Origin of the sequence: Streptomyces sp. NPDC048349, from assembly GCF_040651925.1 — a bacterium.
GTDB lineage: Bacteria > Actinomycetota > Actinomycetes > Streptomycetales > Streptomycetaceae > Streptomyces.
Genome location: NZ_JBEZLA010000020.1, coordinates 31,966 through 47,099 on the forward strand (window position 1 = coordinate 31,966; position 15,134 = coordinate 47,099).

The 15,134-nt window shown below is 72.5% G+C and carries 13 protein-coding genes; 9 read left to right on the forward strand and 4 right to left on the reverse strand.

The genetic code is table 11. The annotated features are described in order from the left end of the window. Positions 1 to 51: 51 nt before the first annotated feature. Genes AB0D44_RS13720 through AB0D44_RS13730 form a run of 3 tightly spaced genes read right to left on the reverse strand, consistent with a single transcriptional unit; the run spans position 52 to position 3,664 of the window. Complete coding sequence (locus tag AB0D44_RS13720; protein WP_362589177.1) at positions 52 to 2,391, reverse strand: FtsX-like permease family protein; 2,340 nt, start codon at positions 2,389 to 2,391, stop codon at positions 52 to 54. Positions 2,392 to 2,393: 2 nt separating this feature from the next. Next, complete coding sequence (locus AB0D44_RS13725) at positions 2,394 to 3,161, reverse strand: ABC transporter ATP-binding protein (protein ID WP_362589180.1); 768 nt, start codon at positions 3,159 to 3,161, stop codon at positions 2,394 to 2,396. Then, positions 3,158 to 3,664, reverse strand: a complete 507-nt coding sequence (locus tag AB0D44_RS13730; protein WP_362589183.1) for a PadR family transcriptional regulator — start codon at positions 3,662 to 3,664, stop codon at positions 3,158 to 3,160. Before AB0D44_RS13730 ends, AB0D44_RS13725 begins: the two co-directional genes overlap by 4 nt. Before the next feature lie 168 nt (positions 3,665 to 3,832). On the opposite strand from AB0D44_RS13730, the gene AB0D44_RS13735 reads away from it, so the two are divergent. The 6 genes from AB0D44_RS13735 to AB0D44_RS13760 all read left to right on the forward strand — a co-directional run bounded on the left by AB0D44_RS13735 (position 3,833) and on the right by AB0D44_RS13760 (position 11,525). Then, the gene (locus AB0D44_RS13735; protein WP_362589186.1) at positions 3,833 to 5,107 is read left to right on the forward strand and encodes an ABC transporter substrate-binding protein; all 1,275 of its coding nucleotides are present in this window, start codon (positions 3,833 to 3,835) and stop codon (positions 5,105 to 5,107) included. 231 nt (positions 5,108 to 5,338) lie between these two features. Next, positions 5,339 to 7,021, forward strand: a complete 1,683-nt coding sequence (locus AB0D44_RS13740; protein WP_362589189.1) for a glycoside hydrolase family 13 protein — start codon at positions 5,339 to 5,341, stop codon at positions 7,019 to 7,021. 93 nt (positions 7,022 to 7,114) lie between these two features. After that, positions 7,115 to 8,446: an ABC transporter substrate-binding protein gene (locus AB0D44_RS13745; protein ID WP_362589192.1), complete on the forward strand. Its 1,332-nt coding sequence runs from the start codon at positions 7,115 to 7,117 to the stop codon at positions 8,444 to 8,446. Between the two features lie 21 nt (positions 8,447 to 8,467). Beyond that, a complete protein-coding gene (locus AB0D44_RS13750; RefSeq protein WP_362589405.1) occupies positions 8,468 to 9,823 on the forward strand; it encodes an ABC transporter permease subunit in 1,356 nt (451 codons plus the stop codon). Next, a complete protein-coding gene (locus tag AB0D44_RS13755) occupies positions 9,820 to 10,752 on the forward strand; it encodes a carbohydrate ABC transporter permease (protein ID WP_362589195.1) in 933 nt (310 codons plus the stop codon). Before AB0D44_RS13750 ends, AB0D44_RS13755 begins: the two co-directional genes overlap by 4 nt. A gap of 230 nt (positions 10,753 to 10,982) precedes the next feature. Next, positions 10,983 to 11,525, forward strand: coding sequence for a hypothetical protein (locus AB0D44_RS13760; protein WP_362589198.1), 543 nt, complete (start codon positions 10,983 to 10,985; stop codon positions 11,523 to 11,525). A 16-nt stretch (positions 11,526 to 11,541) separates the two neighbouring features. Here AB0D44_RS13760 and AB0D44_RS13765 read toward each other — a convergent pair whose 3' ends face one another. Then, on the reverse strand, positions 11,542 to 12,027 hold the full coding sequence (locus tag AB0D44_RS13765; protein ID WP_362589201.1) for a hypothetical protein: 486 nt from the start codon (positions 12,025 to 12,027) through the stop codon (positions 11,542 to 11,544). A 231-nt stretch (positions 12,028 to 12,258) separates the two neighbouring features. On the opposite strand from AB0D44_RS13765, the gene AB0D44_RS13770 reads away from it, so the two are divergent. From AB0D44_RS13770 to AB0D44_RS13780, 3 genes are all read left to right on the forward strand, one after another. After that, positions 12,259 to 12,882, forward strand: a complete 624-nt coding sequence (locus AB0D44_RS13770) for a hypothetical protein (RefSeq protein ID WP_362589204.1) — start codon at positions 12,259 to 12,261, stop codon at positions 12,880 to 12,882. A gap of 146 nt (positions 12,883 to 13,028) precedes the next feature. Next, the gene (locus AB0D44_RS13775) at positions 13,029 to 13,631 is read left to right on the forward strand and encodes a TIGR03086 family metal-binding protein (RefSeq protein ID WP_362589207.1); all 603 of its coding nucleotides are present in this window, start codon (positions 13,029 to 13,031) and stop codon (positions 13,629 to 13,631) included. A 270-nt stretch (positions 13,632 to 13,901) separates the two neighbouring features. Continuing rightward, a complete protein-coding gene (locus AB0D44_RS13780; RefSeq protein ID WP_362589210.1) occupies positions 13,902 to 15,014 on the forward strand; it encodes an ABC transporter substrate-binding protein in 1,113 nt (370 codons plus the stop codon). Positions 15,015 to 15,134: the final 120 nt, after the last annotated feature.

Sequence of the window (15,134 nt, forward strand, 5' to 3'; positions counted from 1 at the left end):
CCGGACCCGGCGCGCCTGAGCCGGCCCTGCGTTCCCGAGACGCCCCGCTCGTCAGAGCGTTTCGCTCAGGGAGTCCGCCAGCCGCCGCCGTGCCGTCCGTGTCGCCGGCAGGGTCGCCGCCCCCACCGCGCCCAGCACCGCCCCGACGACCACCGTCAGCAGCACGGGCAGCGGCGGAAGGTGGGCGATGCCCGCGCCGATCCCGCTCGACGCGCCCTGAACGTCCACCAGCCAGCTGCCGGACAGGGCCCCCGCCGTCGTGCCGACCAGCGCCGAAACCAACGCGGTCAGGCCTGCGGCCGACACGATCATCGCCCCGATCTGCCGCGGCGTCAGCCCGATCGCCTTCAGCGCGAGCAGGTCCCGGCCCCGGTCGCGCACGCCCGTGCCGATCAGCGTCAGGAGCTCGGTCAGCCCGATCAGGGCCAGCACCGCGATCAGGGCGGCGATCACTGCGCGGGCCGGCTCCAGCCGGTCCGCCGGGTTGGCCGTCTCCCGGATCTCCAGCGTTCCGCCCGCCGCCGAAGCGAGCGTGCCGCTCACCGCCCGGGGGTCCGCCCCCTCGCGCAGCACCACGGCATGGAACTCGGGCCGCAGCCGCGGATCGCGCTCGCGCAGCGCGTCGAGGGTCGTGGTGACCACCCGGCCGCCGGATTCGGGTTCGATGGTCCGGCCGACCAGGTGCAGGATCTGTGGCCGTCCCTCGACGGTCATCCGCACCCAGTCGCCGACCCGCACCCCGAGGAGATCCAGCAGCCCCTGCCCGGCCACCGCCTCGTCCGGACCGGCGACCGCACGCCCTTCCACCACGGTGGAGGGATACGGGTCCCGGGCCGTACCCAGCCCGCGTAGCGTGATCGTGCCGGTCTGCCCCGGGACGAGCGCGGCCATCTCCGCGCCCGGATGGACGGCGGCGACGTCCGGGTTCGCCCCGAGGGCCTTCTCCAGCTCCGCGTCGGACGACCCGGCGGGCTGTTCGGCCCGTACGGTCAGGGCCGCGGCCAGGCCCATCTGCGCGGGTCGGCTGCGGAACTGGTCCAGCGTCGACCAGGCGACGAGCGCGACCGTGATCAGCATCAGCGGCAGCGCCAGCCGGGCCACCGATACGACCGTCCGGCCGCGTCGCGGGAACGCGGCGCGCCACCCCAGGACCAGGGCCGGAGGCACCCGTATCCCGAGGGCCCGCCTGCCGAGCGCGGTCATCGGGGCGGCGGACGGCAGCGCCGCCCGGGCCACCGGCACCGGTGGCACCCGTCCGGCCCGCCAGGCCGAGAGCCCGGTGGCGGCCGCGATCAGCAGCACCGCGCCGCACGGGACGCCGATCATCAGCGCGGTGTGGCCGGGCAGGTCCTGCCAGACCGCCGCAGCTTCCCCGATCCGCCCCGGTATCCGCGCTCCCAGCAGGGCGATCGCCGCCGTGCCGAGGGCCACGCCCAGGAGCGCGAAGGCCAGGTGCTGCACGAGGAAGCCGCGGGTCACCTGCCCGGGGGTGAAGCCGACGGCCTTGAGGACGGCGATGTCCCTGAGCTGGCCGCGGACCCGCGCGCCGACCGCCCCCGACGCGGCCAGCGCCGCCGTGAGCAGCGCACCGAGCCCGAAGACGGCGAACAACTGCCCGAGGAGCCGGTCGTCGCCGCCCGCCTCGGCGCGGGCCTGCTGCCACTTGGTGACACCGGCCACCCGGTCGGCGCCGAGGAGGGTCACGGCGCGCTGGACCATGAAGTCGGTGTCGTCCGGATCGTCCAGGCGCAGCCCCACGCTCTGCCCGGCCTCCCCCCGCGCGATCGCGTCGAGGGTGGGGGAGAGGACCCAGCCGATGCCGGGCCCGCCGCCCGGCCGGTAGCGGGGCTCGGCCGCCTCGGCGATCCCGCTCACCCGCAGCACGTGCGGGGCGCCGTCCGGACCGGTGACCTGGACGGTGTCGCCCGGCTCCGCCCACAGCGCCTGCGCGACCGAGGTCTCCAGTACGACGGTGCCGGCGCGGGCGCCGCCCTCCGGCGGGGCCAGCCAGCTGCCCGCGGTGACGAGCGGCCGCCCCGTCTCGGGGGGCGCCTCCCCGGCTGCCCGCAGGGTCACCCCGGCCCGCGCGCCGCGCGAGGCCACGGTCGTGGCCGCCGTACGGAAGGGTCCGGACAGGGCGGCGACCCCGTCCATGCCGGCCAGGGCGTCCACGTCCGGTGTGAACGGGGTCGCCCCGGCGCGGGCGTGCAGCCAGATGTGCGCGCCCTGGGACTGGTTGAAGATCCGCTGCCAGGGATTCGCGGCGTAGCTGAAGAGCGCGCCGGCCAGCAGGAGCGAGGCGATGATCCCGGCGCTGGCCAGCACGACGAAGCAGGCCTCGCCCCGGCGTGCGCGGAAGTCGGCGTGCGCCCAGCGCAAAGTGGCCCGCACGGTCAGTCCTTCAGTTCGAGCACGCCGCGGACGCCGCCGGCCGGCCCTCGGCGGCCGTCGCCGAGCTGCGCGTCGTCGGCGATGCGCCCGTCGAAGAAGCTGATGACGCGGTCGGCGGCGCTGGCCATCCGGGCGTCATGGGTGACCATCAAGATCGTCTGGCCGCGCTGGTGGAACCGCGAGAGCAGCCGCAGCACCTCCCGGGTGCCCTTGCTGTCGAGACTGCCGGCCGGTTCGTCGGCGAGCAGCAGCGCGGGGTGGTTGACGAGCGCGCGGGCGAGCGCGACCCGCTGCTGCTCACCGCCGGACAGCTCGCCGGGCATCGACCGCTCCCGGCCCTCGAGGCCGAGTTCGGCGAGCAGCTCGGCGCGGGAGTCGCGGGCGGCCTTCGGGGAGGAGCCGGCGAGCAGGGCCGGCAGTTCGACGTTGTCGGCGACGGTCAGGTTGGAGACCAGGTTGAAGAACTGGAAGACGACGCCGATGCTGCGGCGCCGCAGGACGGCCCAGCGTGCCTCGCGGTACTGGTCGACGCGCTCCCCGCCGAGCCACAACTTCCCGCTGTCGGGCTGCTGGAGGCCGCCGATCAGGTGGAGCAGCGTGGACTTGCCCGCTCCCGACGGCCCGGTCACCGCGACGAACTCGCCCGGCTGGACGGTCAGGTCCACCCCGCGCACGGCATGCACCGGCACGCCCTCGCCGTGGTGCGTCTTGGTCAGGCCCTCGGCGCGCACGATGGGCACGGCAGGAGCGGTGGTGGCGCCGGCGCTCATTCCAGCTCCTCCTGACAGCGTTCCAGCCAGTCGAGGTCGGCCTGCAGGTGCAGCATGGCCCCTTCGATCAGCAGTTGGGAGATCTTGTTGTCGCGGTCCTCCGCCGCGGCCAGCTTGGACAGGTCCCGCATGGTGTTGAGGTACTGCCGCCGCTGCCTGTTGATCAGCGCCACCGGGTCGGCCAGCCCGGACCGCGGTGCGAGTGCGAGCTTCATGAAGAACTCGTCGCGTACCCGGGGCTCTTCCGTGGTGTCCTCGAACCAGGCCAGCACGGCCTCGCGCCCGGCGTCCGTCAGCCGGTACGTCCGCTTGTTGGGCCGGCCCGACTGCTCGACGTCCTCGCCCTCGATCAGGCCGCTCTTCTCGAGTCGGCCGAGGGTGACGTAGATCTGGCCGACGTTGGGCTGAGGGTACGCGGAGCCGAGGAGCTTCTCAAGGTCCTGCTTCAGCTCGTAACCGTGCGCAGGGCTACGGGTGAGGAGCGCAAGGAGCGCGAGCCGCACCGGCTCCCCCTCCTTCCCGCTCCGTAGTCAACGGTTCACTCGGCGCGGGGCCGGGTGGCGTCCGCGGCCGTCCCATCTGCCTGGACGTCTAGTATCGCCCATGCCTAACGGGTATATATAGGCCGCGATGGTCGGCGGCGCAGCCGGATCGTGCACTGGGAGGAATCTATGCCGTGGATGCGTGCCGCGGGTAGAGCTCTCCTGGTCGCGGCGGTGGTGCTCGCGGGGTACGCCGGTTTCGGCGTCCGCGGCGATACGGGGGCGGCCCCCGGGGGGCGCGGCCCCCTGACGCTCGTGACGGCGGGCGACCTGACCGACTACCTGTCCCCGCTGCTCGAGGACTGGAACGAGGCCCACCCCGGCGAGCGCGTCACGCTCGTCGAACTGCCCGACTCGGCCGACGAGACGCGCGCCCAGATGATCAGTGAGCTGCGTTCGGGCCGCGGCCGGTTCGACGTCCTCAACATCGACGTCGCCTGGACGTCCGAGTTCGCGGCCGCGGGATGGATCTCCCCGCTCGAGCGCGGCCGCTTCCCGCTGGAGGCGTTCCTGCGTCCGGTCGTCGACACCGCGACCTTCGACGGCCGCCTGTACGCGGTCCCGTACGTCACGAACGCGGGACTGCTCTATTACCGCAAGGACGTGCTGGACCGGGAGGGCGAGCAACCTCCCCGAACCTGGGCCGAGCTGGCCCGCCAGGCCCGCACGATCGCCCCGGAGTACGGACTGGACGGCTATGCGGGCCAGTTCCTGCCGTACGAGGGGCTCACCGTCAACGCCACCGAGGCGGTGCACTCCGCCGGCGGTTCGATCCTGCGCGACGACGGCGCGCGGGTGACGGTGGACTCCGACGCGGCGCGCGCCGGACTGCGGTTCCTCGCCGACGGGGTGCGCGACGGCTGGATCTCCCGCGACGCGCTCGGCTACAAGGAAGAGGAGTCGCGGCGTGCCTTCCAGGACGGCCGGCTGCTCTTCCTGCGGAACTGGCCCTACGTGTACGCGGACGCCGGCGCGGAGGGTTCCGGGGTCGCGGGCCGGTTCGGCGCGGTGCCGCTGCCCGGCCCGGACGGGCCCGGCAGCAGCGTGCTGGGCGGCTCCAACCTCGCCGTCAGCAGCCGTGCACGGCATCCGGCGTCGGCGGCCGACCTGATCGCCTACCTCACGAGCGAACCGGTCCAGCGACGGGTGCTCACCGAGGGCTCGCTGCCACCGGTGCGCGCCGCGCTGTACGAGGACCCCGAGCTGATCCGCGCGCATCCGTACCTGCCCACGCTCCGCCAGAGCCTGTTGTCGGCGGTCCCGCGCCCCAAGAGTCCGCGCTACGACCAGGTGAGCCTCGCCGTGCAGGCCGTGGCGCAGGACGTGATGGCGCTGCGCCAGACGCCCGAGCAGGCCGTGGAGAGGCTCGCGCGCGAACTGGGGACCATCTCCCGCAAGGGCTGATCTCACGTCTCCGCCTCCCTCCGCTCTTCCGTCTCCCTGAGGGCTCCTACTTACATGTTAAGTAGGAGCCCTTTGGCGTGCATGCGGATTCTTCGGCGCAAATCACCCCAACTTTCAGCGGGTTCTGGACACATCGTTGACACCTTCCCGTCGCTCCTACCTAACATGCATGCATAACAGCGCACCTGATCCAGGGCGCTCTCGCATTCAGCAGAAACAGGTCGACGCGAGATGCTCAGCACCCTTCCGGCCGACACCGGCCGCCCCTCCCGCACCGCCGCCACCCCGGACTCCTGGTGGCGCGACGCGGTGATCTACCAGGTCTACGTCCGCAGCTTCCTCGACAGCACCGGGGACGGCGTCGGCGACCTGGCCGGCGTACGGGCCGGGCTCCCCTACCTGAGGAAGCTCGGCGTCGACGGCATCTGGCTCAGCCCCTTCTACCCGTCGCCGCAACACGACCACGGCTACGACGTCGCCGACTACTGCGGCGTCGACCCCGTGTACGGCGACCTCGCCGAGTTCGACCGCCTGGTGTCCGACGCCCACCGGCTCGGACTCAAGCTGCTGCTCGACATCGTCCCCAACCACTGCTCCAGCGAGCACCCGTGGTTCCGCGCCGCGCTCGCCGCCGCGCCGGGCAGCGCACCGCGCTCCCGCTTCCACTTCGCGCCCGGCCGCGGCCCGGACGGGGCCCAGCCGCCCAACAACTGGCGCGCCATGTTCGGCGGACCCGCCTGGAGCCGGACCACCGCGCCCGACGGCGCCCCCGGAGAGTGGTACCTGCACCTCTTCACACCCGAGCAGCCCGACCTGAACTGGCGAGACCCGGCCGTGGGCGATGACTTCGAGCGCGTCCTGCGCTTCTGGCTGGACCGCGGTGTCGACGGTTTCCGCATCGACGTCGCCGCCGGACTGTTCAAGCACCCCGAGCTGCCCGACTCCGACGACCCGGGTGCCGACGAGCGGGCCCGCGACGCCGTCAACCAGCTGGCCTGGAACCAGCCCGAGGTCCACGACGTGTGGCGCCGGTGGCGCTCGGTGTGCGAGGAGTACACCGCCCGGGACGGCCAGGAGCGGCTGCTGGTCGGCGAGGTGTCCGTGCCCACCGCACGCCAGCACGCCCAGTACGTCCGCCCCGACGAACTGCACCAGGCGTTCTTCTTCGACCTGCTCAGCGCACCCTGGGACGCCCGCGCCTTCCGCGCGACGATCACCGAGGCGATGCGCGACATCGCCGGCACCGGCTCCACCGTCACCTGGGTGCTCAACAACCACGACCAGGTCCGCACGGTCACCCGCTACGCGGGGGAGCCCGGGGTGGAAGGCAGCGGGCTGGGAGCCGCCCGCGCCCGCGCCGCCGCCCTCCTGATGCTCGCCCTGCCCGGCGCCGCCTACGTCTACCAGGGCGAGGAGCTCGGCCTGCCCGAGGTCCTCGACCTGCCGGACGAGGTCCTCACCGACCCGATCTTCCACCGCACCGGCAGCCGCAAGCACGTACGGGACGGCTGCCGCGTGCCCCTGCCCTGGTCCGGGCACGCCTCACCGTTCGGCTTCAGCCAGGAGGCGTCCGCCGCCAAGCCCTGGCTGCCGCAGCCCGAGTGGTTCGCCGAGCACGCCACCGACCGCGCCCTGGCGGACACCCGCTCCTTCTGGCACCTCTACCGCGACGGACTCCAGCTGCGGCGCACGCTGCCTCAGCTCGGCGAGGGCACCCTGCGCTGGCTCGACGCGCCCGCCCAGGTGCTGGCGATCGCCCGCGGGGACGGCCTGATCTGCGCGGTGAACTTCGGCACGGAGCCGGTGCCCGCCCCGGTCCCCGGGACTCCGCTGCTCGCCAGCGGCCCCTGCCCCGACGGTTTGCTCCCCGCGGCGACGGCCGCCTGGTGGACGGGCGAGTGCCCCGCCCCGTAACTCCGTCCCCGCCCCGAGACCCCGGGCGAGCTCCGCCGCCGACCCGCCCCCGCCCCTGCCCTGCCCTGTCTCCCCCTCTCAAAGGACCCCATCATGCGACGACCCAGCAAGACGACCCGACGTTCCGCGGCCGCCGCCACGGCGGCTCTGGCCCTCACCCTCGGCGCAACCGCCTGCGGCGGCACCACGGGACCCGCGAGCGGCGGTGAACTGTCCGGCCAGACCGTGACCGTGGCAGGCGTCTGGACCGGCACCGAGCAGAAGAACTTCAAGAAGGTCCTGGACGCCTTCACCAAGAAGACCGGCGCGACGACGGTGTTCGTCCCCTCCGGCGACAACGTGTCCACCTTCGTCGGCAGCAAGATCGAGGGCGGCAACGCGCCCGACGTGGTGATGGTCCCCCAGGTGGGGGTGCTCCAGCAGTTCGCCAAGGCGGGCTGGCTCCAGCCCCTGTCCGAGCAGACCGCCAAAACGGCCAACTCCACCCTCGCTCCGGTGTGGAAGAACTACGGAACCGTCGGCGGCACGTACTACGGCCTCTACTTCAAGGCCGCCCACAAGTCGACCATCTGGTACGCCCCCGACACCTTCACCCAGGCCGGCGTCAGCGAGCCCAAGAGCTACGCCGACCTGCTGAAGACCGGCCGCACCCTCGCCGACTCCGGCCGCCCGGCCTTCGCCATAGCCGGCGAGGACGGCTGGACCCTCACCGACTGGTTCGAGAACATCTACCTCTCCCAGGCCGGTCCGGAGAAGTACGACCAGCTCGCCCAGCACACGCTCAAGTGGACCGACGAGAGCGTCGTGAAGGCGCTGACCACCCTCGGGGAGCTCTTCAAGGACAAGCAGCTCGTCGCCGGCGGCGCCCAGACCGCGCTGGGCACCGACTTCCCCACCTCCGTCGAGCAGGTCTTCGGCCCCGAGCCCAAGGCGGCCATGGTCTACGAAGGAGACTTCGTCGGCGGCGTCGCCAAGGACCAGTTCGGCAAGCAGCCCGGCAAGGACGCCAAGTTCCTGCCGTTCCCCGCGGTCGACGGCGGCAAGGCGCCCGTCGTCAGCGGCGGTGACGCGGCCGTCGTCCTCAAGCAGGGAAAGAACGGCAAGGCCGGCATGAAGCTCGTCGAGTACCTGGCCGGCCCCGAGGCGGCCGAGATCTGGGCCGGCGCGGGCGGCTTCCTGTCCCCGAGCATCCGGGTCGACATGGCCTCGTACGGCGACCCCGTCACCCGCAGCACCGCCGAGTCGCTCATCACGGCGGGCGACTCGATCCGCTTCGACATGTCGGACCAGGCCCCGGCCGCGTTCGGAGGCACCAAGGGAGCGGGGGAGTGGAAGCTCCTCCAGGACTTCCTGCGCGACCCGTCGGACCCGCAGGGCACGGCCGCGAAGCTCGAGGACGAGGCCGCCAAGGCCTACGGGAACTGAGGCGCTCCCATGGCTGACACCATGACCGCCCGCGCCGAAGCCCGCGCCGGCACCCGCGCCCGTGCCGGCGCCGACGGACGGCGCCGGGCCCAGCGCAGGAAGCGCCGCCTCGCGGTCGTCTTCGTCCTGCCCGCCCTGCTGCTGCTCGGCGCGCTGGTCGTCTACCCGGTCCTGTTCTCCTTCGGCCGCAGCCTGTTCGACGCCAGCGGTGACCGCTTCGTCGGAGCCGGGAACTACGCGGCGATCCTCCACGACCCGGCCACCCTCAAGGCGATCCGCAACAGCACCCTCTGGGTCGTCGTCGCCCCGACCCTCCTGACCGGACTCGGGCTGCTCCTCGCCGTGCTCACCGAAAAGGTGCGATGGGCGACCGCCTTCAAACTGGTGCTCTTCCTGCCGATGGCCGTGTCGTTCCTCGCCGCCGGCATCATCTTCCGCCTCGCCTACGAGCAGGACCCGGACCGGGGCGTGCTCAACGCCGCCGTCGTCGGCGTCCACGACACCTTCGACGACGCTGCCGCCTACCCGACGGCCCGTGCCCGAGAGGGCCACGGCCTGACCGGCCCGGCGGGCGGCCCCTACCGCACGGAGGGGACCGTACGCCCCGGCCGCTCGGTCAGCCTCGGCTTCGTCGGGGTCGCACCCGACGCGATGCCCACAGGCGCGAAGGCCGCGGCGGCGGACACGGCGGCGCCCGGCCCCCGGGAGATCGGGGGAGTGGTCTACCTCGACTTCGCCCCCGGCGGCGCCGGCACACCGGGCAGGGTCGACCCGGGCGAGAAGGGACTGCCCGGCATGACGGTCGAGGCGGTACGGGACGGGCAGGTGGCCGCGACCGCCACCACGGCCGAAGACGGGTCCTTCCGCTTCACCGGCCTGGCCGACGGCGCCTACACCGTCGCCCTGCCCGCCGCCAACTTCGAAGCCCCCTACACCGGGGTGAACTGGCTCGGTCCGGCGTTGGTGACGCCCGCCATCATCGGCGCCTACCTGTGGGTGTGGACCGGCTTCGCGATGGTCCTGATCGGCGCCGGCCTCGCGGCCATCCCGCGCGACGCGCTGGAGGCCGCGCGGATGGACGGTGCCACCGAGGGACAGATCTTCCGCAAGATCACCGTGCCGCTGCTGGCGCCGGTGCTCACCGTCGTCTTCGTGACCCTGGTGATCAACGTGATGAAGGTCTTCGACCTCGTCTACATCATCGCGCCGGGACCCGTCCTGGAAGAGGCGAACGTGCTGGCCACCCGCATGTGGCTGGTCTCCTTCGGGGGCGGCAACGACCAGGGGCTCGGCAGCGCGCTCAGCGTGGTCCTCCTCCTGCTGGTCGTCCCGGCGATGATCTTCAACATCCGGCGTTTCCGAAGGAGCGGAACATGAGCGGCCCCAGCACCATCGAGCGCCGACCGCCCCGGCGGACGGAAGCGGTCCGGCCCCTCCCCGCCCCGCCCGCCCCCACGCGGCGGCGCGGGAACCGGCTGCCGCGCCTGCTGCGCAACTCCGTCGTCCAGGGCGTGCTGATCCTCACCGCCCTCGTATGGATCACCCCCCTGGCGGGCCTGCTCCTGTCCTCGATGCGCTCCGAACGCGACAACGCCTCCGACGGCTGGTGGAACGCGCTCACCGACCCCTCCCAGCTGTCCCTGGACAACTACAGCGCCCTGCTGGAGGATTCCGGCCTCGCCACGGCCTTCGGGAACACCCTCCTGATCTCCGTGCCCACCACCGTCCTCGTGGTCGCCCTCGCGTCGCTCGCCGGATACGCCTTCGCGTGGCTGGAATTCCCGGGCCGCGACGGCATCTTCCTGGTGGTCGTCGGCCTGCTGGTCGTCCCCGTGCAGATCGGGCTGCTGCCGGTGGCCAAACTCTTCGGAGCCGTGGGCCTGTTCGGCACGATCGCGGGCGTGGTCCTCTTCCACGTCGCCTACGGCCTGCCGTTCGCGATCTTCCTGTTGCGCAACTACTTCGCCGAGATACCGCGCGAAATGCTCGAAGCCGCGCGGATGGACGGCGGGAGCGAGTGGCGGATCTTCTCCCGCCTCGTGCTGCCGCTCGGCCGCCCGGCCATCGCGAGCCTGGCCATCTTCCAGTTCCTGTGGGTCTGGAACGACATGCTCGTGGCGCTGCTCTTCGCGGACAGCGGGTCCCAACCGCTCACGGTCGCACTGCAGTCACAGATGCGGCAGTTCGGAAGCAACATCGGCGTCCTCGCACCGGGGGCGTTCCTGTCCCTGGTCGTCCCGCTGATCGTCTTCTTCGCCTTCCAGCGGCACTTCGTCCAGGGCGTGATGGCAGGCTCGGTGAAATAGCCTCCCCCTCCTCCCGTCACCCCCGGCCCCTGCCGGCGGCACCCCCACGGGACGCCGCCGGCAGGGGCCGCAAGGAGGCGCTGCCGCAGGGTAGCCCGTGCCGAGCGGGCTCGTCCTGGCCACGGCACGGCAGCAGCCCACAGGTGCCCGAACACATCGAGATTTCGAGGGTCTGGCTGCCGGCGGCTATGGTCGGGGGCGTTCAAAAGATCTTGGAGAATCGTTCACCCATGGCAACGCCACCTCACGCATCCAGCCACGGTCCCGTGCCGGGCAACCCCTACAGCACGTCCGGAGGTTACGGCTACGCGCCGGCACCGGACACCTACGCGCCCACGCCCGGCGGTTACGCCGCACCGGGTCCCGCCCCCACCGCTTACGCGCCCCCGTGCCGCGCCTGCGGCGGCCAGACCGCCGAGAACGTCAAGGTCCGGTCCCACATGGGCATTCTCATCCTCATGAAGTTCGAGCACCTGGAGGGGCCCTTCTGCCGGGCCTGCGGCATAGCCGTCGTCCGGCAGATGACCACCAGGACGCTGTGCCTGGGCTGGTGGAGCCCGATCTCCCTGGTGATCGTCAACCCGTTCACCCTCGTATGGAACCTGGTCGCCTACCGCAAGTTCAGCAAGCTGCCCCCGTCGACGCCCGCCCCGGGCCGCGCCCACCTCGACACGGGCCCGCCGGTCCTCCGGCGTCCGCAGGCGTACGCGACCCTCATCCCGATCGGCTGGGCCATCTGGGTCGTTTCCCAGATCCTGATCCACTCCACGTAAGCCGCCCGGCGTTCCCTCAGTACACCAGCTTGTAGGTCACGTCCTTGGGTACCGGGGCCGGGGACGTGTCGGTGTAGAGGAGCCGGATCGTGGTGAACCGCAGGACGTCGGGGTGCTCCGGCCAGGCCTCCGGCTCGCTCAGCGTCACCGTGACCGGGTAGGGGCGGAAACGGCCGGCGGCGCAGTACGGGCGGCAGTCGTTCACCATGTCGGTGCCGGTTGCCGTCGCGGTCGCCGGCCCCCAGCTGTCCCAGCGGAGGTCGACGAGGCGGTTGTTCCCGTCCCCGCAGGCCAGAAGGTATTCCTGGGGGCGCGTCTGGGCCTGGGAGAAGCAGTCGACGACCACCACGGGCACGGGATCCAGGGGAGCCGTTGCCCTACTGGCCGTTGCCGTACTCCCGGCCGATGCCGTTCCACCGGCGGGCGCGGTCTGCGCGGTGGCCGGCACCGCCGGAACCAGGGCGGCCGTCAGGGCGGCCACCGTGCACAGCAGGGTGGTCATCCGCGCCCTGCCCCGGGATGCGCGTGCGGGTCGGCCGGCTGCTGAAACGTTCACGAGTAAACCTTCCTCGCCACTCTCCGGGCGCCGCCGGCGCTGCGGCACCCCCAGCTTCCCCCATTCGCCCGAGCCCTGCACCTTCTCTGCCGGGACACCGGCCGCCACCAGCCACCACGGACCCGTACGCTGCGAAAACCCTTGGTGCCGGGGCCCGGCCGCTCGGAGAATCACGGCATGGGAACAGACATACATGGGTTTGTGGAATGCGTGTACGACGTCGACGAGCCATGGGCGGCGGCCATCGACATGGACCTGCTCTACCACGGTCGGGACTACGACGCGTTCGGCTGCTTGTTCGGCGTGCGCAACTTCGCCGGCTTCCGGCCCCTGGCCGAGGGCCGGGGGCTTCCCGAGGACGTCTCCTCGGCCGTGCGCGCGGAGTTCGAGGAATGGGGCAGCGACGGGCACAGCCCCACGTGGATCAGCTGGGCGGAGCTCAAGCGGGTCGACTGGTCGGAGCCGGCGGAGCGGGTGGACGCCCGGATTCACGAGTACCGCCGCACCGAGGACGGCTGGGCGATGTACGGCAAGTCGGCCTGGAGCCCGCGGGTCGCCGAGGTGGCCGGGCTTGCGAGGGAACGCGATCCGGGCAGGCTGGTCAGGTACGAGGCGCACGACTGGCCCGAAGGCACGGAGTGGCCTGATGGCGAGGACCGCCTCTACCGCATCGGGCGCTTGACCCGACGCGAAGCCATTGCGGCCGAGAGCGAGTGGCAACCGCTGTGGACCGTGATGGAAACCCTCGCTTCGCTGTACGGCGACGAGAACGTCCGGCTCACCGTCTGGTTCGACAACTGACGGCCCGCGGTCCGGTGCCGATGCGGGCCGCCCGCCCGTCCGCTCGCCTCCCTGCGCGCCGGGGACGGACACCGCCCCGCGCGGCGATGAGTCCGGGCCCCGCCGCCGGTCTACCCTTCAGACCCATCGCCCGGGAGGAGCGGCAGATGACCGATACGACGACTCTCGACCTCGCACCACAGGCCCGGGTCGTGGCCCGTCTCGTGGCGGGCGTCCCCGAGGCCCGGCTCGCGGCCCCGACGCCTTGCCCCGCATACGCGGTCAGGGACCTGCTGGGTCACCTCACCGGCCTCGCCGTCGCTTTCCGCGACGCCGCCCGGAAGGACCTGGGCGCCACGACGGACACGGCTCCGGGCGAAGCCGCACCCTCCCTGCCCGCCGACTGGCGCGAGGAACTGCCCAGGGTCCTGGGCGAACTCGCCGACGCCTGGAAGGATCCGGCCGCTTGGACGGGCATGACCCGGGCGGGCGGCGTCGACCTGCCCGGCGACATCGCGGCTGCGGTGGCCGTCGACGAACTGGTCATCCACGGCTGGGACCTGGCCCGGGCCACCGGCCAGGAATACGCGCCCGATCAGGCCGCTCTGCACACCTCGTACACGTTCCTGCTCGCGGCCGCCGAGGACGAATCCCGCGGCGGCGGCATCTTCGGCCCCCTCGTGCCCGTACCGGACGACGCCCCGCTGCTGGCCCGCGCCGTCGGGCTCAGCGGGCGCGATCCGGACTGGACCCCGCCGACGTCCCCGTGACGCAGGGCACCAGCTGCCCCTCCGGCCGTGCCGTACGGGGGCGTGGGGCGTGGGCTTCATACGGTCGGCGGTCGGCGGTCGGCGGTCGGCGGTCGGCGGTCGGCGGTCGGCGGTCGGCGGTGGCCAGGTGCCCAGTGCCCGAGCGGCCGGCGGCCATGGAACGGGGCGCCGAAGCCGACCATGATCGACTCGACTACTCTCGGCGCCACTGACGTTCACTTGCGATCCGGGCAGCCTGCAACGGGATCGCCATTCGGGAGACGCCACCGCATGAATACGCCACCATCGCCCCTTGAAGCAGAGCGAACTGACGGATCATCCGTCCGGATCGGCGCCCTCGTCCCGCTGACCCGGCCCGGCTGGGCCGAGGCGGGCCGACACTTGCTCGCCGGACTCGAGCTGGCCGTTCGCGAGGTCAACGACACCGGCGGGATCGTCGGCAGACCACTCGAGCTGGTGGTCCGTGACTCCGCGGCCGATCCGACGAGGGCCGCGGCGGCCGTGGACGAATTGGCCCGCCTGGGCGTGGCCGCCGTGGCGGGGGAGTACCACAGCGTCGTCGCGCGCGCCGCTGCCGCCCGGGCCGATGCCCTGGGCCTGCCGTTCCTCTGCTCGTCAGCGGTACTCGACGCGCTCACCGAACAGCCGACGGACTGGGTCGCGCGCCTCGCCCCGCCCCAGTCCCGGGGTTGGCAGCTCTACGCAGACTTCCTCCTCGGTGCGGGCCACGGGCGCATCGCCGTAGCAGCCGACTCGAGCGTCTACTGGGCCACCGGCACCCGCATTCTGCGGGACCACCTCGCTCCACGCGGCGGCACCGTCATAGAACTCGACATGCGCGCGCTCACCCCGGCGGCCGTGTGCGATGAACTCGTCGAGCAGGGCGCGACGGCGCTCCTCCTTCTGGTGGGCTATCCGGACCCGGCTGTTTCGGTCGTCAAGGCCGTCCGCCGCGACCAGCGCCTCGCCGAGGTATTGCTCGGTGCTCCTGCCGGGCAACCGGAGTTCGCCGAGTGGGCAGCGTTGCTGGGCGACGACGGCGCCGCGGTCCCGTTCCTGCGCTACCTGCCCGAGCGCCTCAGTCCCCTCGGTACCCGAGTTGAGAAGGCCCTGCGCGAGCGGCTGGCGGAAGCACCTTCGTTCGTCGCCTTCGAGGGCTACGACACGATCGCCGTCCTCGCCGACGTGCTGCGTTCCCACGGCACGGACCGGGCGCGGACGGCTGCATCCTGGGCGAGCGTTGCCGTCGACGGCACCCGCGGGCAGATCCGGTTCTCGCGCACGCCGGGCATCAGCGTGTGGCAATGGGCTTGGCCGTCCATCCAAGTCGTCGATCGAGATCCTGCGGAGCCCGATCGCTTCCGGGTCCTGCACGCCGGCTGAGAGCACGGAGGCAGACCGCTCCCGGACTGCGGGGTGGACCGTCCTCACGGGCGGCCGCCCGCAGCCCGGGCGGTGTTCAGGGGGATCAGAGGGATCAGGGGCAGCGGGCCCTGGACCGCT